This is a genomic window from Streptomyces sp. NRRL F-5630, from assembly GCF_000719475.1.
Taxonomy (GTDB): domain Bacteria; phylum Actinomycetota; class Actinomycetes; order Streptomycetales; family Streptomycetaceae; genus Streptomyces.
Genome location: NZ_JOGO01000018.1, coordinates 46,285 through 65,559, shown reverse-complemented (window position 1 = coordinate 65,559; position 19,275 = coordinate 46,285). Strand labels below are relative to the sequence as shown.

Annotated in this window: 20 protein-coding genes; 7 read left to right on the top strand and 13 right to left on the bottom strand. The window is 73.8% G+C overall.

Going from position 1 to position 19,275, the window contains the following annotated elements:
• Positions 1 to 128 precede the first annotated feature (128 nt).
• Positions 129 to 1,511, top strand: coding sequence for a CoA transferase (locus tag IF99_RS0111530; protein ID WP_030996316.1), 1,383 nt, complete (start codon positions 129 to 131; stop codon positions 1,509 to 1,511).
• A 329-nt stretch (positions 1,512 to 1,840) separates the two neighbouring features.
• A complete protein-coding gene (locus tag IF99_RS0111525) occupies positions 1,841 to 2,791 on the top strand; it encodes a CopD family protein (RefSeq protein ID WP_030996315.1) in 951 nt (316 codons plus the stop codon).
• A 143-nt stretch (positions 2,792 to 2,934) separates the two neighbouring features.
• On the opposite strand, the gene IF99_RS0111520 is transcribed toward IF99_RS0111525, so the two are convergent.
• The 5 genes from IF99_RS0111520 to IF99_RS0111500 all read right to left on the bottom strand — a co-directional run bounded on the left by IF99_RS0111520 (position 2,935) and on the right by IF99_RS0111500 (position 7,715).
• The gene (locus IF99_RS0111520) at positions 2,935 to 4,731 is read right to left on the bottom strand and encodes an FG-GAP repeat domain-containing protein (protein WP_234340667.1); all 1,797 of its coding nucleotides are present in this window, start codon (positions 4,729 to 4,731) and stop codon (positions 2,935 to 2,937) included.
• Positions 4,732 to 4,864: 133 nt separating this feature from the next.
• Positions 4,865 to 5,419 carry a hypothetical protein gene (locus tag IF99_RS0111515; protein ID WP_030996313.1) on the bottom strand — a complete coding sequence of 185 codons (555 nt, stop codon included), beginning with the start codon at positions 5,417 to 5,419 and terminating at the stop codon, positions 4,865 to 4,867.
• Between the two features lie 104 nt (positions 5,420 to 5,523).
• Entirely contained in the window at positions 5,524 to 5,718 is a 195-nt protein-coding gene (locus IF99_RS0111510; RefSeq protein WP_030996312.1) for a hypothetical protein, read from the bottom strand.
• A gap of 190 nt (positions 5,719 to 5,908) precedes the next feature.
• Positions 5,909 to 6,829 (bottom strand): sterol desaturase family protein, encoded by a 921-nt coding sequence (locus tag IF99_RS0111505; protein WP_030996311.1) that lies wholly within the window; start codon positions 6,827 to 6,829, stop codon positions 5,909 to 5,911.
• A gap of 163 nt (positions 6,830 to 6,992) precedes the next feature.
• Complete coding sequence (locus IF99_RS0111500) at positions 6,993 to 7,715, bottom strand: VIT1/CCC1 transporter family protein (protein ID WP_030996310.1); 723 nt, start codon at positions 7,713 to 7,715, stop codon at positions 6,993 to 6,995.
• Between the two features lie 287 nt (positions 7,716 to 8,002).
• Here IF99_RS0111500 and IF99_RS0111495 point away from each other — a divergent pair, with 287 nt between their 5' ends.
• The 4 genes from IF99_RS0111495 to IF99_RS0111480 all read left to right on the top strand — a co-directional run bounded on the left by IF99_RS0111495 (position 8,003) and on the right by IF99_RS0111480 (position 12,685).
• Positions 8,003 to 8,998 (top strand): DEDDh family exonuclease, encoded by a 996-nt coding sequence (locus IF99_RS0111495; protein WP_030996309.1) that lies wholly within the window; start codon positions 8,003 to 8,005, stop codon positions 8,996 to 8,998.
• A gap of 64 nt (positions 8,999 to 9,062) precedes the next feature.
• Complete coding sequence (locus tag IF99_RS0111490) at positions 9,063 to 9,863, top strand: SURF1 family protein (protein ID WP_030996308.1); 801 nt, start codon at positions 9,063 to 9,065, stop codon at positions 9,861 to 9,863.
• Positions 9,864 to 10,087: 224 nt separating this feature from the next.
• On the top strand, positions 10,088 to 11,911 hold the full coding sequence (locus tag IF99_RS0111485) for a glycoside hydrolase family 15 protein (protein WP_030996307.1): 1,824 nt from the start codon (positions 10,088 to 10,090) through the stop codon (positions 11,909 to 11,911).
• A gap of 42 nt (positions 11,912 to 11,953) precedes the next feature.
• Entirely contained in the window at positions 11,954 to 12,685 is a 732-nt protein-coding gene (locus tag IF99_RS0111480; RefSeq protein WP_030996306.1) for an SDR family oxidoreductase, read from the top strand.
• Positions 12,686 to 12,781: 96 nt separating this feature from the next.
• Here IF99_RS0111480 and amaP read toward each other — a convergent pair whose 3' ends face one another.
• Genes amaP through IF99_RS0111455 form a run of 5 tightly spaced genes read right to left on the bottom strand, consistent with a single transcriptional unit; the run spans position 12,782 to position 15,063 of the window.
• Positions 12,782 to 13,363, bottom strand: a complete 582-nt coding sequence (gene amaP / locus IF99_RS0111475; protein ID WP_030996305.1) for an alkaline shock response membrane anchor protein AmaP — start codon at positions 13,361 to 13,363, stop codon at positions 12,782 to 12,784.
• Between the two features lie 5 nt (positions 13,364 to 13,368).
• Positions 13,369 to 14,007, bottom strand: a complete 639-nt coding sequence (locus IF99_RS0111470) for a DUF6286 domain-containing protein (RefSeq protein WP_030996304.1) — start codon at positions 14,005 to 14,007, stop codon at positions 13,369 to 13,371.
• Positions 14,004 to 14,399: a hypothetical protein gene (locus IF99_RS0111465; RefSeq protein ID WP_030996303.1), complete on the bottom strand. Its 396-nt coding sequence runs from the start codon at positions 14,397 to 14,399 to the stop codon at positions 14,004 to 14,006. The genes IF99_RS0111470 and IF99_RS0111465 overlap by 4 nt, the downstream gene beginning before the upstream one ends.
• A 6-nt stretch (positions 14,400 to 14,405) precedes the next feature.
• The gene (locus tag IF99_RS0111460; RefSeq protein WP_030996302.1) at positions 14,406 to 14,594 is read right to left on the bottom strand and encodes a hypothetical protein; all 189 of its coding nucleotides are present in this window, start codon (positions 14,592 to 14,594) and stop codon (positions 14,406 to 14,408) included.
• A 31-nt stretch (positions 14,595 to 14,625) separates the two neighbouring features.
• Complete coding sequence (locus IF99_RS0111455; RefSeq protein WP_030996301.1) at positions 14,626 to 15,063, bottom strand: Asp23/Gls24 family envelope stress response protein; 438 nt, start codon at positions 15,061 to 15,063, stop codon at positions 14,626 to 14,628.
• 103 nt (positions 15,064 to 15,166) lie between these two features.
• On the opposite strand from IF99_RS0111455, the gene IF99_RS0111450 reads away from it, so the two are divergent.
• On the top strand, positions 15,167 to 15,892 hold the full coding sequence (locus IF99_RS0111450; protein WP_030996300.1) for a hypothetical protein: 726 nt from the start codon (positions 15,167 to 15,169) through the stop codon (positions 15,890 to 15,892).
• Positions 15,893 to 15,971: 79 nt separating this feature from the next.
• Here the strand turns inward: IF99_RS0111450 and IF99_RS0111445 are convergent, their stop codons facing one another.
• The 3 genes from IF99_RS0111445 to IF99_RS0111435 form a co-directional block, all read right to left on the bottom strand.
• Positions 15,972 to 16,790: an enoyl-CoA hydratase/isomerase family protein gene (locus IF99_RS0111445; protein WP_030996299.1), complete on the bottom strand. Its 819-nt coding sequence runs from the start codon at positions 16,788 to 16,790 to the stop codon at positions 15,972 to 15,974.
• Positions 16,791 to 16,929: 139 nt separating this feature from the next.
• Positions 16,930 to 17,154 (bottom strand): helix-turn-helix domain-containing protein, encoded by a 225-nt coding sequence (locus IF99_RS0111440; RefSeq protein ID WP_009064022.1) that lies wholly within the window; start codon positions 17,152 to 17,154, stop codon positions 16,930 to 16,932.
• A 408-nt stretch (positions 17,155 to 17,562) separates the two neighbouring features.
• Positions 17,563 to 19,161, bottom strand: a complete 1,599-nt coding sequence (locus IF99_RS0111435) for an ABC-F family ATP-binding cassette domain-containing protein (RefSeq protein WP_030996298.1) — start codon at positions 19,159 to 19,161, stop codon at positions 17,563 to 17,565.
• Positions 19,162 to 19,275 lie beyond the last annotated feature (114 nt).

The window sequence follows — 19,275 nt, the reverse complement described above, 5'->3', positions numbered from 1 at the left end:
GGCCTCTCGCGGGCGGCCCCGCCCCTTCACGCTCCCGCGGGCGGCCCCCACCCCCTTCGCGCTCTCGCGCCCCTTCGCGTTCCCCGAATATCTTCCCCGGCGTGGCACTCAGTGCCATAGTGGCGCCCATGGAAACTCCCGCCTCACCCGGCCTCGCCTCCGCCTGGGCGGCACTGAGTGGCGACCCCGCCCTGCTCGCCCGCGTCACCCGTCACGAGGACACCGGCGTACTCGCCGCGCGCCTCCCGGTCCGTGAGCTGGCCGCCGCGTGCGCGGGGGCCTGCGCGCTCGCCGCCGCCGAACTCGTCTCCGTTCGGGACGGGGGCGCCGTGCCCGCGGTACGGCTCGACGACCGGGCCGTGGCCGCCGCCTTCGCGAGCGAGCGGCTCCTGCGCGTCGAAGGGCGCGCGCCCGAGAGCTTCGCGCCGCTCTCGCGGTTCTGGCGCACGGCGGACGGCTGGGTCCGTACACACGCCAACTACCCGCACCATCAGGCCCGGTTGCTCAAGGCGCTCGGGCTCGGCGCGGGGGCCGGGCCCGAGGAGGTCACCGCCGTCCTGCGGCGGCGCGCGGCGCGCGAGACCGAGGAGGCGGTGTACGCGGCCGGGGGCCTCGCCGTGGCGCTGCGGGCGCCCGAGGAGTGGCGGGCGGGGCCGCAGGCGAGGGTCCTGGAGGCACTGCCGCTCGTGAGCGCGGGCCGCATCGACGACGCGCCCGTGCGCGTCTTCACCGCGCCGAGCGGCGGGCTGCCGCTGGCCGGGGTGCGGGTGCTCGACCTGACACGGGTCCTCGCGGGCCCCGTCGCGACCCGCGCGCTCGCGCTGCTCGGCGCGGAGGTCCTGCGCGTCGACCCGCCGGGGATGCCCGAACTCGCCGACCAGCAGGCCGACACGGGTCTCGGCAAGCGCAGCGCGCTGCTGGACCTCGCCGACTGCGCGGGGCTGCGGCGCTTCGAGGAACTGCTCCCCGAGGCCGATGTCGTGGTGACCGGCTACCGGCCCGGGGCCCTGGAGCGGTTCGGGCTCACGCCGGACGGCCTCGCCACGCGGCGCCCCGGCCTTGTGCTCGCGCAGGTCTCGGCGTGGGGGCGCTCGGGTCCGTGGGGGCAGCGGCGGGGCTTCGACAGCCTGGTGCAGGTGGCGACGGGGATCGCGGCCGTCGAGGCGAACCGCGAGGGCCGCCCGGGGGCTCTGCCCGCCCAGGCGCTCGACCACGGTACGGGGTACCTCCTCGCGGCCGGGGTGCTGCGCGCCCTGACGGAGCAGACCCGCACGGGCGGCTCCCGCCTCGTCCGCCTCTGCCTGGCCCGTACCGCCGCCTGGCTCCTGGACGGTCCCCGCGCCCCGCTCCCCGCCGCCGTCCCGCCCCCGCCGGAGGAGCACACGGCGGAGCGCGACAGCGCGTGGGGCCGCCTGCGGTACGCGCTCCCGGCGTTCTCGTACGAGGGGGGCCCGGCGGACTGGGCACGGGCGTCGGTGCCGAGTGGGACGGATGGGGCGGAGTGGGGGTGAGGCGGGGGCGTTGGCGCCGCACGGGCGGGCGTTGCTCGACACACCCCCGCCGGGGCCGCGTCCGCTCGTCGAGCCTGGCGTGACGCGGCGGGCCGCCACGGCCCGGGACGTGGCACCCGGCGGCGCCACGGCGCGACCCGCCCCACCCCGCCCCGCATGCTGAACCCCCGACACGCTGAACTCCCGTATGGCCCGGCGCTCTTCGGTCCCGTGTCCGCGCTCTCCCCTCCCGCCCCTGCCTCCGCCCCGGTATCGCGCACTTCGGACGAATCGCTTGCGGTGCGCCCCCTTCGCCCGGAACGATCCTTTCCGTGGCTGAGGGAGCGGACATGGGGTCGGGGGCCGCGTACGGCGGGGCGCGGGTGCGGGAGGTGCGGCGGGCCGGGGTGTTCCTCGGGTTGCTCGTCGTCGGGGCGTTCCTCGTGCCCCTGCTCGGGCCGGACCTCGCCCTGCGCGGAACCGGGGAGGCCGCCGCGCCCGCTGTCCGGGAGGTGGGATGGCTGCGCGGGGTCATGCTCGCGGCCCTGTGCGTGCAGGCCGGGGAGGTGTGGCTGAGGCGCGGGCCCACTCCTCCCCGCTCCCTCGCTCCCGCCGCCGCCCTGTGCGGGACGCTCGCGGCTGCCGGGCTCGCCGTCGTCGTCGCCGCCGGGAACCTCCTGCCCCACTCCCCCGGCGCGGTCGATCCGGGGGCGCTCGCGCAGAGCGGGGACGGGCGGCTCGCGCTGCTCGAAGTGAACGCCTTCGGGGCCGCCTGGCTCTGCGCGCTCGGGCGACGGCCCCGCCTCGCCGCCGTGCCGCTCGCGCTCGTCGTCCTCGCCGAGGCCGTACGCGCTCACCCCGAGCCGTCCACGCCGTGGCTCGGCTCCCTCCTCACCTTCGTCCACCTGAGCTGCGCCGCCCTGTGGGCGGGCGGGCTGCTCGCCGTGCTGCGGACGGTGCCCCGGCTGCCCGCCCCCGAGGGGGCACGGCTGCTCGGGCGGTACGCGCGGACGGCCGCGTACCTGCTCGCCGCGCTCACCGCGACGGGCGTCGCGAGCACCCTGCGCCGGATGCCGCCCGGCACGGTCGCCGATCAGCTCACCGGCACCGGCTACGGCCGGGTCCTCCTCGCGAAGACCGTGCTCGTCGCGGGGATCGCCGCGCTCGCCTGGCGGGCGCGGCGGCACCTGCGCGCGGGCCGGGACGCGGCGACACCCGCGCGCGCCGAGCTGCTCTTCCTCGCCCTCGTCGTGCTCGTGTCGGCGCTGCTCACCGCGCTGCCGCTGCCGATCCGGTGGTGAACGGTGCGCCGCCGGGAGCCCGGGCCGCGGCACGAGTACGACGGCCAGAACGAGGACACCACCGCGCGAGGCGCGCGCGTCTCGCGCGGTGGGTCCCTGTGAAGCAGAGCCCGAGCCGGTGACCGGTCCGGCTCGGTACCGGGTCAGGTCAGGGACGTGAAGGCGCCGAAGCCGGTGGCGATGGGCGTGCCCGGTCCGCTCATGACGGGGTATGTCAGCAACTCTCCGGTGCTCGCGACGGACCAGCCGCCGGCCTTCTCGTCCCCCCGGATGTCGGGCACCACGGTGTACAGCGGTCGCGCCGTCGCTGTCCAGCCCGTGCCGATCTGCGTGCGGCCGGCCTCCGTGCCGAGCCCTTCGCCCGAGGGCCCGGTGGGCGCGTACAGGTAGAGCTGGCCGCCGCTGCGGTCCCTCGCGACGATTCCGGTGCCCCCGGCGCCCTCGCTGACCTTGCCGGGCGCGGCGAGGTCGAGTCCTGCCCATCCTCCGCTGCCGAGCAGGACCGGCGGCTGGTCGATGTGCTCGTCCAGGTAGCCGGAGGCAGAGCCGAAGCAGAGCCACAACTCGTCGCCCTTCTTGACCAGCAGGTCGGGGTAACCCGGCCGGTCGTCAGGGCCGATGGCGCCGTCACCGTCGATGTCGAGCGGTCCGTCGACGTCCCCGACGGCAAGGATCTGGTCCGCGCCCTGCCAGTGGTCGTTGACGCTCTCCCAGGCGCGCAGCTCACGGCTGTCACCGATGTCGAGCCCGCCCGCTCCGTCGTTGGGCCGTACCCACAGCCGGTCCCTCCCCGTCGCGGGGTCGCGCGCGAGGGTGATGAGGTCCTCGTAGCCGTCGCCGGTCCAGTCCCCGCGCCGGGTGACGAGGGTGTCCGTCAGGTAGCCGGATGCGGAGGCGGGCGCGCTGGCGCCGATGGCGTTGCCGGTACCGTCGCCGAAGTAGCGCCTCAGCGTCCCGGAGCCGTCGACAGCCCACAGGTCGGGGTGACCGTCACCGTTGAGATCTCCGTCCTTGTCGTCCACCTGCGAGCCGTTGGCGTAGAACAGGTAGGCGCGGGTGTCGGAGCGGTTGCCGGCCTTGTCCAGGCTGCGGGCGTAAAGGTGATGCGGGCCGGCCTTCGTGGGCGTCAATTCCACAGTCACCGGACCGTTGACCGCGGCGGGGCTCGCCTTCCGCACGGCCGGGTCCACCGTGGACCAGTACTCGTAGGAGTCGATGTCGCCCGCGCCGCCGGGGCCGACGACGAAGGCGCCTTTGGTGCGGACGGTGCCGGTCTGCGTCGGCCAGCCGCTGTCACCGGAGGGGAACTGCGCCGAGACGACCGACGGCGGGGTGCTGGGACGCTCGGGGTCGAAGACGAAACGGCAGCCGGGGGCGCCCGTGGTCGGGTTCCAATCGCTGGTCAGGGAGCCGTCGGACGCCTGGGCCTTCCAGGAGAAGTTGCCCTTGGCCACCGCGAGATAGGGCGTCAGTCTGGATTTGGCGACAGTCAGCTTGGCGACCGTTCCCGAGGTGACGGTCACCGTCTGGTTGACGATCAGCACGCCCTTCGGGTCGTCGTTGGGGTGGTGGCCGGTGGCCCAGAGATGGAACTTGACCTGCACCGCACCGCCGTCGGGGTCGCTGCCCTTCGCGGTGAGCTGGATGTCGGTGTCACCGATCAGCCCATAGGGCGCGGTGTTTCCGCAACCCGCCTGGTTCTTGGTGCTCGGGACGGTGTCGAGACCGGAGGGCACGGCCGGAGGCGAGTTGTACTCCGTGGACAGCACTGCCGTCTTCGCGTCGAACTTCTTCCAGCCGTAGGTGTCCGACTCGCTCGCCCGCAGGCCCAAGGTCATGGTGGCCCACTTGCCCGCGGCCGCCTTGACGGTGTTGGCCTTCACGTCGAATTCGAGGTTGCCGGCCGGGCAGGAGCCGGACCAGCCCTTGGCGTCGGTCACCGTGCCCAGACGGCACGCAGCGCGCGGGTGCGAGAGCGAAATCCCGGCGCACGAAGGTCCTCTTCCCTGCCGGGCAGGGAAGAGGACCTTCGGAGGGATCAGACCGCCTGAGGTGTCACACAGAACGGTCGCCTCACATGGGGACGACGCCGGTCTGCGTGAGCACCAGACACACCAGCACCTGCGCCAGGAGCAGATCGGCGGGGATGCACTCCCAGCTCCGCACCAGCACGTCCCGGTCTCGCAGGGCTTCAGGGGACGCCGTCGCCCTCGCTTCGCGGATCTCCCGCTTCATCCTGCTGAGGACGCCCTTGCCGCGTCGTTCGAAAGACTCCTCGACGAGGGAGGAACCGAGGCCCGCGAGCGTGTGTTCCCGCTCGCCGCGGCTGACGATGACGAATCCCTCGCGGATGTCGACCCGCGTGTAGGCGCCCCACGGCACCCACTCGCGCCGCCACCAGTCGATCAGGACCAGCCCGCCCTCGCGCACCTCCACCCGGCTCCTGCCGATGCGAATCAGGGCCCAGCAGATCCCCAGCAGTACCGAGCACACCATGAGTGAGTCACCCGTGGAGTCGCCCTGATCCGCCCCGGCCACCCAGATGACCGGGATCAGTGCCAGCAGGCCGCAGCAGCCGAGCGTCGAGAGGATCCACAGGCTCTTCCTCCGCAGTGCGCGAGGCTTCACTTTTCTCTCGTTTCCCCTGCTCAACAGTATGCGGCCTTCCCGAGGCTACCCGTTCCGCAGCCGGCCCACGACATCCCGAAGTTCAGGGCTCCGTTACCCAACGTCTATCGGATGCTGACCGTGACGGGGCTCGCCTTCAGGGCGCCGCGAAACGTGCCGCCCCCGACTGCCTTGCCGAAGGCCCCGGCCGCCACACCGCCGCCGTAGGCGCGGGCCCCCAGCTGCGTCAGTCCGGTCCTGTCCTCCGTACCGGAGACGAAGCCGCTGCCTGTCCAGGCCGCCGCGGCGGTCGCGGACACTTGGGTGCGCTCCTCGCCGAAGGGCGCTCACCGGCACCACGAGTCCTCCAGATCTCCTGATCCGGCGCCCGGACGTCCGGGTGACACCGCTTCATGCCCGCGTTCGGACCCGTCGCCGCGCGCCGCCTCTTGGGCGAGCGCGGCGTGTCAGGGGGCGGGACGTGTCGAGAGGGGGACGGCGCGGGACGCGTCACCCGGCGACTTCGGTGGCGGCCGGGCTCGGAGCCGACGCCGGGCTCGCGGCGGGGAGCGCGTCCGCGCGCGTACCGTTCGCCGCCGCCTCCCCCGGTCGCCACCCCGGCCCGTTCACCAGGTGCCGGAGCCGGTCGCGCCATGTGCGGGCCGCGCGCAGGTCGCGGGCGAGCGCCACGTATTCGTGGGTCGCGACGCGCAGCGGGTTGTACGTCGTGATGTTCTTCGTGAGGCCGTAGACGGGGCGTTCCGTCTCGGGGGTGAAGGAGCCGAAGAGGCGGTCCCAGACGATGAGGATGCCGCCGAAGTTGCGGTCGAGGTAGCTGCCCTGCGAGGCGTGGTGGACGCGGTGGTGCGAGGGCGTGTTGAAGACGTACTCGACCGGCGCGGGCAGTTTGTGGACGCGCTCGGTGTGGATCCAGAACTGGTAGACGAGGTTCGCCGAAGAGCAGAAGGCGAGCGTGGCCGGGTGCACGCCGAGCGCGATGAGCGGCAGGTAGAAGGGCCAGGAGGTGAGGCTCGTCCAGGGCTGGCGCAGCGCGGTGGTGAGGTTGAAGGCGCGGCTGGAGTGGTGCACGACGTGGCAGGCCCACAGGACGCGGATGACGTGGTGGCCCCGGTGCGACCAGTAGTAGAAGAAGTCCTGTGCGAGGAGCATGAGGAGGACCGTCCACCACAGCACCGGTATCCGCAGCGGGGTCAGCGCGTAGAGCGCGGAGTAGACGGCGACGATCGGGATCTTCCAGACGAAGTCGGTGACGAGGCTCCCGAGCCCCATCGTGACGCTCGTCGCCGCGTCCTTCGCCTCGTACCCGGCGTCGTCCTCGTCGGGGTGGAGGCGCACGGTGACGATCTCGACGACGGTGAGCAGGACGAACGCCGGGACGGACCACAGCACGACATCGGGCAGGTTCGGCATACGGGCAAGGTAAGGCCGCCGCGCGGTGCTTGGACAGGGGTCGTTACCGACGAGTATTACTTGCGGTAAGTCGCCGTGGTCGCAGGGGAGTCGAGGGAGGCGGGGATCCACTCCCCCGACCCCGCGCGCTCTCGGCCCTCCGCGCCCGTACGCTCTGCCCCGCTCACGCCCCCGTCGCCCCCAGCAGCACCCCCACCGCGTACGTGATCGCCATCGCCGCCGCGCCGCCCGCCACGTTGCGCACGACCGCGCGGCCGGGCGGGGCGCCGCCGAGGCGGGCGCTGGCCCAGCCGGTGAGGACGAGGGCCGCGAGGACGGAGCAGACGGTGACGGGGAGGCGGGCGCTCGCGGGGGGCAGCACGATGGCGAGGAGCGGGAGCAGGGCGCCGGCGGTGAAGGCGAGGAAGCTGGCCCAGGCGGCGTGCCAGGGGTTGGTGAGCGCGTCCGGGTCGATGCCGAGTTCGACGTCGGCGTGGGCGCGCAGCGCGTCGCGCGCGGTGAGCTGTTCGGCGGCCTCGCGCGCGACGTCGTGGCTCAGGCCGCGCTCGGCGAGGAGGCGGGTGAGTTCGTCGAGTTCGGCCTCCGGGTCCTCGCGCAGTTCGCGCCGTTCGACGGCGAGTGCCGCCTTCTCGGCGTCGCGCTGGGTGTTCACCGAGACGTACTCGCCCGCCGCCATCGACATGGACCCAGCGAGGAGCCCCGCGAGGCCCGCCGTCAGGAGCGTGCCCCGGCCCGCGCTGGCGCCCGCGACGCCGACGACGAGCCCGGCGGTGGAGACGACGCCGTCGTTGGCGCCGAGCACGGCGGCACGCAGCCAGTTGAGCCTGGTGCCGAGCGCCCCGCCGTGGCTCTCCTCGTGGCGCCCTTCCCGCTCTCCGTCAGTCATTGCGCGATCTTCACATCCCACGGGGCGCGCAGCGGGCTTTTCGGCGGGGCCCCGTGTCCCGGTGGCGCGACCCCGTCCGGCCGCGCCCCGACGGCGGTCGCCCGACCGCACACACCCAGGGGCGGTTGCATGCGCCCCCGCTGACCGCACGCCAGTTCCCCTACGACCGCGCGGCGAACGGGCGTCCAGCGCGGTGCGGCGCGCAATCAGGACATCACGCCTGATTCGGTACGGGTCCGGGGCGCGGTCGCGGGCGGTGTCGGACCGGCCCCGTATCCTCAGTGACCATGCTCGAAGACCGTACGACCGACACCTCCTGGCCGTCCGCCTATCCCGAGGGATACGCGGTGGTCGACGTGGAGACGACCGGTCTGGCCCGCGACGACCGGATCGTCTCCGCCGCCGTGTACCGCGTGGACGCGCGCGGCGAGGTCGAGGACCACTGGTACACGCTGGTCAATCCCGAGCGCGATCCGGGCCCGGTGTGGATACACGGTCTGACGAGCGAGGTCCTGGAGGGCGCGCCGCTCTTCCCCGAGGTCGCCGAGGAGCTGTCCCGGCGGCTCGACGGCAGGGTCCTCGTCGCGCACAACGCGGTCTTCGACTGGTCGATGCTCGCGCGCGAGTACGCGCGGGCGGGGATCACGGCCCCGGTGCGGCGCAGGCTGTGCACGATCGCGCTCGCCAAGGAGCTGGCGCTCCCGCTGCCGAACCACAAGCTGGAGACGCTCGCCGCGCACTTCGGTGTGGAGCAGCGCCGCGCGCACCACGCGCTCGACGACGCGCGGGTCCTCGCCGAGGCGTTCCGGCCGAGCCTGCGGGCCGCCGCGCTGGGGGGCGTACGGCTGCCGCTCCTGGAGTGCCGGCCGCTCACCGAGTGGTCCGACAGCCCGGCCCGGCCGGTCATCGGCCGCCAGTACGGGAGCCCGTACGGGTCCCGCCCGGCGGCGGGGAACTGGCGGCCCTCGCGCAAGCGCCCCGCGTGCCCGTACCCGAATCCGGGCCGCTGGCAGGACGGGAAGCCGCTCGTGCAGGGGATGCGGGTCGCCTTCTCGGGCGACACGTCGACGGAGCGCGAGCTCCTGGAGGACCGGGCGACGGAGGCGGGGCTGCACGTCGCGGGCAGCATCTCGCGGCTCACGAGCCTGCTCGTCACCAACGACCCCGACTCGGGCACGTCGAAGACGGTCCGCGCCCGGCAGTACGGCACCCCCGTGATCGACGAGGCCGCCTTCGGGCAGCTCCTGCGGGACGTGGCACCGGCGGAGCGTGTGGAGGGCTGAGCGCGCGGAGCAGGACCCACCCCCTCCCGCCGGGGACGGGACGGGCGAGTTGTACCGTCATGGGGTGTACCGCTTCCTGTTGTCGTGGCAGTGGCTGATCATCACCCTGGTCGGTCTCGTCCTGATCCCCGTGATGATCGAGCTGGGCTTCTGGCAGCTCCACCGTCACGAGCACAAGGTCGCGCAGAACGAACGGATCACGGCGGCGGTCGAGGCCCCGCCGGTGCCCGTCGAGGAGCTGACCTCCCCCGGGCACGCGGTGCCGACGCCCGAGGTGTGGCGTCGCGTCACGGGGACGGGCCGCTTCGACACCGCGCACGAGGTCGTCGTCCGCCGCCGTACCAACAACGACGGCTCGATCGGCTTCCACGTCCTCACCCCGCTCGAGCTCCGCGACGGGAAGGTGCTGCTCGTCAACCGGGGCTGGATCCCGGCGGACGGCGCGCAGACCGAGTTCCCGAAGATCCCCGCGCCGCCCGCCGGGGAGGTCACCGTCACCGGGCGGCTCAAGGCGGACGAGACGAGCGCGGCGAGCGGGATCAAGAACCTCAAGGACCTGCCCCCGCGCCAGATCATGCTGATCGACAGCGCCGAGGAGAGCGCGCGCCTGCACCGGCAGGTCCTCGGCGGTTACATCGAGCAGATCGACCCGAAGCCCTCGGGCCACACGCCGCAGCTCCTCGCCGAGCCCGACCACAGCGGTATCGGCCCGCACATGGCGTACGCGGTGCAGTGGTGGATGTTCGCGGCGGCCGTTCCCGTCGGCTGGTGGATCCTCGTGCGGCGCGAGCGGCGCGACCGCGAGGCGGCGGCGCGCGAGGCGGCCGACGCGGACGCGGCGGAGCCGGAGCCCGCCGGGGTCTGAGCCCGGCCCACGCGTCCGGGCCCGCTAAGAGCCCGGGCCGCTAAGATCCCGGCCCGCCGAGGGCCCACCCCCACCGGGACGCGCCACCTCCGAGGCCCGCGCACGCCAGGGTCCGCCCCCCAGGACCCCGCCCGCCGGGGCGCGTGCCGCGACGTCCGGCGCGAGGTGCGGCCTTTTGGGCGTGCGTTCGGTTGGGCGCGTGGGCGGCGGGGAAGCCGCTTCCCGTGGCCACACGTACCGAGAGCACCCAGCCCATCGAGAACTACGCCCTGATCGGCGACCACCAGACCGCCGCCCTCGTCGGGCGCGACGGCTCGATGGACTGGCTGTGCCTGCCCCGCTTCGACTCGGCGGCCTGCTTCGCCGCGCTCGTCGGCTCGCACGAGAACGGGCACTGGCTCCTCGCCCCGAAGGGCGAGGGCGACTGCACCCGCCGCTCCTACCGGACCGACTCGCTCGTCCTCGACTCCGTGTGGGAGACGCCCGGCGGCACGGTCCGCGTCACCGACTTCATGCCGCAGCGCGACAAGGCACCCGACGTCGTACGGATCGTGGAATGCCTGGACGGCGAGGTGACGATGCACTCGACGCTGCGGCTGCGCTTCGACTACGGCTCGATCGTGCCGTGGATGCGCAAGGTGGACGGGCACCGGGTCGCCGTCGCCGGTCCCGACGCGGTGTGGCTGCGCAGCGAGCCCGAAGTGCCGAGCTGGGGTGAGAAGTTCAGCACCCACGCGGAGTTCTCGCTCACGGCGGGCGAGAAGGTCGCCTTCGTCCTCACCTGGTACCCCTCGCACAAGAAGCACCCGCGTCTCATCGACCCGTACAAGGCGCTGGAGGAGAGCCTCGCCGACTGGCGCGCGTGGGTCGGGCAGTGCGCCTACGAGGGCCCCTACCGCGAGGTCGTGGTCCGGTCCCTCATCACCCTCAAGGCCCTCATCTACGCGCCCACCGGCGGGATCGTCGCCGCGCCCACGACCTCGCTGCCCGAGACGCCGGGCGGCGTGCGCAACTGGGACTACCGCTACTGCTGGCTGCGCGACTCGACGCTCACGCTCGGCGCGATGATCGCCGCCGGGTACCTCGACGAGGCGCGCGCCTGGCGCGACTGGCTGCTGCGCGCCGTCGCGGGCGATCCCTCGACGCTGCAGATCATGTACGGGCTCGGGGGCGAGCGGCGCATCCCCGAGTTCGAGGTGCCCTGGCTCAGCGGCTACCAGGGCGCCGCGCCCGTGCGTGTCGGCAACGACGCCGCCCACCAGCTCCAGCTCGACGTCTACGGCGAGGTCATCGACTCGCTCTACCTCGCCGATCGCGCGGGCCTGCCCGCCAAGCACCACGCCTGGCAGCTCCAGCTCAAACTCATGGAGTACCTGGAGAAGGCGTGGCGGGAACCGGACGAGGGCCTGTGGGAGGTACGGGGTCCGCGCCGTCAGTTCGTGCACTCCAAGGTCATGGCCTGGGTCGCCGCCGACCGCACCGTACGGGCGTTGGAGGCCGAACCGAAGCTCGGCGGGGACGTCGCACGCTGGCGGCGGATGCGGGACGCGATCCACGCGGAGGTGTGCGAGAAGGGCTACGACCCGGTGCGGAACACCTTCACGCAGTCGTACGGCTCGCAGGGGCTCGACGCGGCCCTCCTCCTCATCCCGCGCGCCGGGTTCCTGCCGCCCGACGACCCCCGCGTGCTCGGCACGATCGAGGCGGTGCGGAACGAACTCGGCGCGGAGGGCGGCCTGTTGCTGCGGTACAGCCCGGGCCAGGGCGAGGTGGACGGGCTGCCGGGCGAGGAGGGCGCCTTCCTCGTGTGCTCTTTCTGGCTCGCCGACGCCCTGCATCTCGCGGGACGCACCGAGGAGGCGAAGGCGCTCTTCGAGCAACTGCTCTCGTACACGAACGACGTGGGACTGCTCGCGGAGGAGTACGACGTGCGCACGGGCCGGCAGCTCGGCAACTTCCCGCAGGCGTTCAGCCACATCGGTCTCGTCGGCACGGCGCTCGGGCTCTCGGGGCACGGCGGGAGCGCGGGCCCCCTCGCCGCGGGCTGACCCCGGGGCGGTCCGGGGGCGGGGCCGGTGAAGAATGGCCCCATGGATCTTGGACTGAAGGACCGCGTGTTCGCGGTCACCGGTGCGACGCGGGGTCTCGGGTACGCGACCGCCGAGGCGCTCGTCGCCGAGGGCGCGAAGGTCGTCGTGACGGGCAGGAAGCAGGAGAGCGCGGACGCCGCTGCGGCGCGGCTGGGGGCCGGTGCGGTCGGGGTCGGCGGGGACAACGCGGACCCCGTGCTGCCCGGCCGGCTCGTCGCGACCGCGCGGGAGCGGTTCGGGCGCTTCGACGGAGTCCTCGTGAGCGTGGGCGGCCCGCCGCCCGGCTTCTTCGGCGACCTGGACGACGAGGGGTGGCGCGCCTCCTTCGAGTCCGTGTTCCTCGGCGCGGTGCGGCTCGCGCGCACGGCGGCGGCCGAGCTGGGCGAGGGCGGCGCGATCGGCTTCGTGCTCTCGTCCTCGGTGCACGAGCCGATTCCCGGGCTCACCCTCTCCAACGGCCTGCGCCCCGCCCTCGCGGGTGTCGCGAAGTCCCTCGCGAGCGAACTCGGCCCCCGGGGCATCCGCGTCTTCGGCGTCCTGCCGGGCAAGATCGACACCGCTCGTATCCGTGAGCTGCACGGAGGGCCCGCCGATCCGTCGGGGATTCCGCTGGGGCGGCTGGGGACACCCGAGGAGTTCGGGCGCACGACGGCGTTCCTGCTCTCTCCGGCCGCGTCCTACGTGACCGGGGTGATGCTGCCCGTCGACGGCGGGGCGCGGCACGGCTTCTGACGGCCCGGCGACCGCGAGGGCCGTGGTCCACGAGGACCGTGGTCCACGACGGCCGGTGTCCGCGAGCACTGCGCGGGGCGAGGAGGGCACCGCCCGCTACCGCACCCGTTCCGCCCCGTGCGGGACGCCTTTCATCCGGACCTCCGCCCGCATGTTCTCCTGGCCCGTCGCCTCCTTCGCCGCCTTCAGCGTCTCCGTCACGGCGTGGTGCTGGACGAGCAGCGGGGCCGCGTCGGGGGCGAGCGTCAGGTGGAGGTGGGCGACCGGGGAGCCCGGACGGCCGCGGAGGCGGACACGGGCGCGTTCGACGCCGTCGAGGCGCTCGGTGTGGGCGCCGAGGGCCTGTTCGAGTGCCGAGCCGCGCAGCTGCGCGCTGTCCTCGTCGTCGCCGGTGTCGAGCGGGAGCACGGACAGGTGCCTGCGGCGCAGCCCGGCCGCGAGCCACCACAGGGAGAGCAGCAGGAGCACGGCGAGCGCGGCGATGACGACGGGCCACCACCAGCCCTCCTGGCGCCAGCGGGTCCGCTCCCCCGCCGTGAACAGGACGTCGTGCGCGCCCTGGTGCACCCACCAGTGCGGCGGGCGCACGCCGTAGCCCACGGCGAGGACGGAGCCGCCCAGCGCGATGAGGACCAGGCCCGCGAGGGCGAGCAGAACGCGGTTGAGGGTGCGCAACATGCCGCTCAGTCCTTCCCCGGGCGCCGCACCCGCACGACGAGGCGCGGGGTGCGGGCGAGGCCGAGTTCCGTGAGGGTGGAGCCGAGGGCCTGGGAGAGTTCGGCCCGTACCTGGTCGAGATCGCGGAAGTGCGCGAGCGCGCGCACCTTGACCTTGCGGCGGCGCACGCTGACATGGGCCGAGCGGACCCCGGAGACCTGCGTGGCCCGGTCCCGTACGACCATCGCGGCGGCCTCCCGGTCGAGTCCGCCGCGCACCCCTTCGTAGGGCCTGCGCATCGGCAGGAGCCGGCGGCGCCCGGGGGTGAGGGCGAGGAACAGGAGCCACAGGCCGAGCGCGGCGGCGATGCCCGCGCCGACGAGGACCCAGGTGTTGTCCAGGCGGTGCTCCGCGAGCCCCTGGGCGAGGTCCTTGCGCCAGCTCATCGCCGAGTGCCCGGCGCGCACGGCCACGACGTCGTAGAGGAAGAGACCCGAGGCGCCGGTGAGGACGAGGGCGAGGAGTACGGCGGGGACGCGGCGTGCCGACCAGAAGCGCCCGGCCCGCGTCACGGGGGGTGCGTCCGGGTCGGGCAGGGGCCGGGGCGCCGCGTGGGAGCCCGTCTTCTCCAGGACCGGCGGGCGCGGGCTGTCCGCGGTGCTCACGGGGCTGCCTCCGGGGACGGTGTCTCAACCTCCGGCGGGGGCCCGGCCGGTGGTACGGATGCGGGGAACGGCCGCGGGGTGAGGTGCAGCCGTTCGACCTGCACGGCGACCTCGGGGACCCGCATCCCCGCGAGGTCGCCGACCCGTGCGGCGACGCGGTGCCGGACCGCGCCGCACTGGGCGCCGAGGTGGCCCGGGTAGGCGAGTTCGACGCTGACCCGCACGCGGGCCCTGTCGCCGTTCACGGAGACGGCCGTGCGCGGGGCACGGGCTCCCCGTGGCGGGGGAGCGATCGCCTCGCGGGCCGCCTGTGCGGCGATCTTGGCGACGACGCGGTCGGCGATACGGGTCGAGCCGCGCTCAGCGGGCTCGACGGCGTCCTGACCCTGCACTCCCCCTCACCGCCGGTCGCCGCGATCGCGCGGCCGGAAGAACTCCCCGGGCTCCAGGTCCCCTTCCAGGAACCGGCCCACGACGTAGCCGACGGCGCCCAGCGCCGCGACCAGCACGAACGCGCCGAAGCCGCCGAAATACCCGGCGAAGCCCAGCGCCATGCCGACGATCAGTCCGAGCGCGGCCCAGTTCATGGTGTCCTCTCCCGTTCGACCCGGCCCCGCGTCACTGGACGCGCGAGCCGGAGTTGTCGTCCTCGTCGTCGCTCTCGTCGGGCAGCTTGACGTCGCTGACGAGGATGTTGACCTCGACGACCTCCAGGCCCGTCATCCGCTCGACCGCCGTGACGACGTTCTCGCGGACGTTGCGCGCCACCTCGGCGATCCGCTCGCCGTACTCGACGACGATCTCCAGATCGATCGCGGCCTGCTTCTCGCCGACCTCGGCCTTGACGCCGCGCGTCACGGACTTCGTGTTGCTCGCGCCGGGGACACGGTCGCGCATCGCGCCGAAGGTGCGGGCCGCGCCGCTGCCCATCGCGTGCACACCGTAGACGTCGCGGGCCGCGAGCCCGGCGATCTTCTCGACGACGCCGTCGTCGATGGTGGTCTTGCCGCGCACCGCGGCCTCGCCACCGCTCTGGCTCTGCGTGTTCTCGCTCATGGGGCTCCTGCCTTCCTCGAAAGGGGCACTCCTTCGAGCACATTAAGCGGCCACACGCCGCTTCGCGCGCCGGGCGCGGCGCCCCGTACGGCACCCTGGGCCCATGACGGAACGGCGATGGGACCGGACAGTACGTGATCAGCTGGCGCTGGGCAGGCTGTTGCCGCTGGCGGGGGCGGCCGGCGGGGCCTGGCTCACGGAATCGGCCGCTTCGGCGGCATTGCGCCGGACGGGTGAGGGCGTGTCGGGGGCCCGGCTCGGGAAGGTGTCCTTCACGGCGGCCGAGGGGGGGCGCCCTGCCCTCGGCGCGGGTTTCCCCGCCCCCGCGACCGCTCCCCCTCCGGGGCCGCTGGTGCTCACGGCGACGTGCGGGGTGCACGCCCAGGGGTCGATCGGCGAGGTGACGGAGGCACTGCGCCCGGTGCTCGCGGAGGCGGCCCGCGGCGTTCTCGGGCTCGATGTGGTGGCCGTGGACCTGCGGGTCGCCGAGTTGCTCGACGAGGCGCCGGAGCCCTCGCCGCGCGAGGAGGAGTCCTCCGGCGGGGACGCCGGGGACGAGGTGCCGGGCGGGGACGGGGAGGAGGCGGCGGTGGGGCGCGCGGTGCTCGCCGTGCCCGGTGTCGCGGGGCTCGCGCGGCGCTTCGGCCCCGGCGGGCGCGCCGTGCGCCTCGGGACGGCGGCGGACGGGAGGCGGGCGGCACGGATCGAGCTGACCGCTTCGGGGGCGCACGCGCTGCCCGCGACGGTCGCCGCGGTGCGCGGGGCGGTGGCCGGGGTGCTCGGCGCGGACGCGGAGGTGGCGGTGCTGGTCACGGGCTGGCGGGGGTGAGGAGCCCCACGGGGTGAGGCCGTACGGGGCGCGGGCCGCACGGGGGCCCGAGGGGCCTCGGCTCCTCCCCGTCCGGCCGCTACTCCCCGCCCATCAGCTCGCGCAGGCGGCGGGCCTGGGCCTGGCGCTCCGCGGCACGCTGCTCGTCGAAGGAGCGGTGGACCGCGCCCTGGAGGAGCGCCTTCGTCTCGTTGACCGCGTTCCGGGGCGCCGCGAGGAGGGCGGCCGTGAACTCGGTGACGGCCGCGTCGAGCCCTTCGGCGGGCACGACGAGGTTGGCGAGGCCGATACGGGCAGCCTCGGGCGCCTCGACGTACCGTCCCGTGGCGCAGATCTCCAGCGCGCGCCCGTAGCCGACGAGGCCGACGAGGGGGCTCGTGCCCGTGAGGTCGGGGACGAGGCCGAGGCTGGTCTCGCGCATCGCGAAGCGCGCGTCCTCGGCGCAGACGCGCAGGTCGCAGGCGAGCGCGAGCTGGAAGCCCGCGCCGATGGCATGGCCCTGGACGACGGCGACCGAGACGAGGTCGGGGCGCCGCCACCAGGTGAACGCCTCCTGGTAGGAGGCGATCGTCTCGTCGAGTACGGCCTCGGGGGCCTTGGCGAGGGTGAAGAAGGAGATGTCGCCCGGGAAGCCCTCGGGGGTGAAGGCGCGCCGGTCGAGTCCCGCGGAGAAGGACTGGCCCTCGCCGCGCAGCACCACGACGCGCACGCTGCCGGGGAGTTCCCGTCCGGCCCGCGCGAGCGCCCGCCACAGCGCGGGGGTCTGGGCGTTCCGCTTGGCCGGGTTGGTCAGCGTGACGGCGGCGATGTCGTCCCGCACCGCGAGGCGTACGCCGTCCTCCTCGAAGACGGTGTCGCCGGGTGCGGGGCGTGCAGTGTCCTGGGAAGGGGTGGTCATCGCGGGCCTCCGGGTGCCTGTGCCGTCGTAAGTGACTGCACAGTAACCACCCGGCCGGGGGTCCGGACACCCGGGTGGCCACCGCGTGGGGCCCGCTCCTCGCGAGGTGCCGCGAGGGGTCGGGACGTGCGGCGACTGCTCAGCTCGCGCCGCTCGTCTTCTTGCCCCGGGTCGCTCCGCCGCGTCCGCGCAGCGTCACGCCCGATTCCTTGAGCATGCGGTGGACGAATCCGTAGCTCCGGCCCGTCTCCTCGGCCAGTGCGCGGATACTCGCTCCGCCGTCGTACTTCTTCTTCAGGTCTGCCGCGAGCGTGTCGCGCGCGGCGCCGGTCACCCGGCTGCCCTTCTTCAGAGTCTCGGCCACCCGTGCCTCCTCGTGGGAAGTGCGCTCTGGACTCTCATGATCACCCCTGTCGGCAATCCTGGCCACCCATTCGGCAAGGTCCAGCGGAGCAGCTCTGGGCAAAGCACTGCGCTCCGCAGGGGCGGAAGGCGTGGTTCCGCCCGGGCGCCATCGCGTACCCGCACCGCGCCGACCAGGGAAACCGCTGGTGGGAGCGGTGCGGGCGGAGAAGGCCGCAGTGCGTCGGGGGAACGGGGGCATCACGCGCCGACACTCCCCGATACGAGGTGTTCTCACCCAGATGATGGAGTTCCGGCACGGCCGAATGATCGAGCACTTATCGATCATGCGGCCGTGCCGGGAGTGATCCCGTGCGCCCCAGGGGACGGAATCGCGCGGGTGGGACGGGCGGGAGCGGGGCGGGGCGGCTCAGGCGAGGGCGACGAGGTCGCGGTAGTCCGCGCCCCACAGGTCCTCGATGCCGTCGGGGAGCATGATGATCCGCTCGGGCGAGAGCGCCTCGACGGCGCCCTCGTCGTGGGTCACGAGGACGACGGCGCCCTTGTACGTGCGCAGGGCGCCGAGGATCTCCTCGCGGCTGGCCGGGTCGAGGTTGTTCGTCGGCTCGTCGAGGAGGAGGACGTTGGCGGCCGAGACGACGAGCGTCGCGAGCGCGAGACGGGTCTTCTCGCCTCCGGAGAGGACCGCGGCGGGCTTGTCGACGTCGTCGCCCGAGAAGAGGAAGGAGCCGAGCACCTTGCGCACCTCGACGAGGTCGAGGTCGGGCGCCGAGGAGCGCATGTTCTCCAGGACCGTGCGCTCGGGGTCGAGCGTCTCGTGCTCCTGCGCGTAGTAGCCGAGCTTGAGGCCGTGGCCCTCGACGACCTGGCCGGTGTCGGGCTTCTCGACGCCCGCGAGGAGGCGCAGGAGCGTCGTCTTCCCGGCGCCGTTGAGACCGAGGATGACGACGCGGGAGCCCTTGTCGATCGCGAGGTCCACGTCCGTGAAGATCTCCAGGGACCCGTACGACTTCGACAGGCCCTCGGCGGTGAGCGGGGTCTTGCCGCAGGGCGCGGGGTCGGGGAAGCGGAGCTTGGCGACCTTGTCGGACTGGCGCACGTCCTCCAGCCCGGCGAGCAGGCGTTCGGCGCGGCGGGCCATGTTCTGCGCGGCGACGGTCTTGGTCGCCTTGGCGCGCATCTTGTCGGCCTGCGCGTTGAGCGCCGACGCCTTCTTCTCGGCGTTCTGCCGCTCGCGCTTGCGGCGCTTCTCGTCGGCCTCGCGCTGCTGCTGGTAGAGCCTCCAGCCCATGTTGTAGATGTCGATCTGGGAGCGGTTCGCGTCGAGGTAGAAGACCTTGTTGACGACCGTCTCGACCAGTTCGACGTCGTGGGAGATCACGATGAAGCCGCCGCGGTAGGTCCGCAGGTAGTCGCGGAGCCACACGATCGAGTCGGCGTCGAGGTGGTTGGTCGGCTCGTCGAGGAGGAGGACGTCCGCGTCGGAGAAGAGGATGCGGGCGAGTTCGATGCGGCGGCGCTGACCACCGGAGAGAGTGTGCAGCGGCTGCCCGAGCACACGGTCGGGCAGGCTCAGCGCGGCGGCGATCGTGGCGGCCTCGGCCTCGGCCGCGTACCCGCCCTTGGTGAGGAACTCGGTCTCCAGGCGCTCGTACCGCTTCATCGCCTTCTCGCGCGTGGCGCCCTGCCCGTTCGCCATGCGTTCCTCGTTCTCGCGCATCTTGCGCAGCGTCACGTCGAGGCCGCGCGCGGAGAGGATGCGGTCGCGGGCGAGGACGTCGAGGTCGCCGGTGCGGGGGTCCTGCGGGAGGTAGCCGACCTCGCCCGAGCTCGTGATGGTGCCCCCGGCGGGCTGGCCCTCGCCCGCGAGGCACTTGGTGAGCGTGGTCTTGCCCGCTCCGTTGCGGCCGACGAGGCCGATGCGGTCGCCCTTGGCGACGCGGAAGCTGGCGTTCTCGATGAGGATGCGGGCGCCGGCGCGCAGCTCGATGCCGGTGGCGGTGATCATGGACGTACTCCTGGGCGTGTGGGACGGCGGTCGGGCGAGGTGAGGCGGAACGCCGCCGCGCTAATGCGCAAGGAGGAGGGCCATGCCCTCCAGTCTAACCGGGGCCCGAAGCAT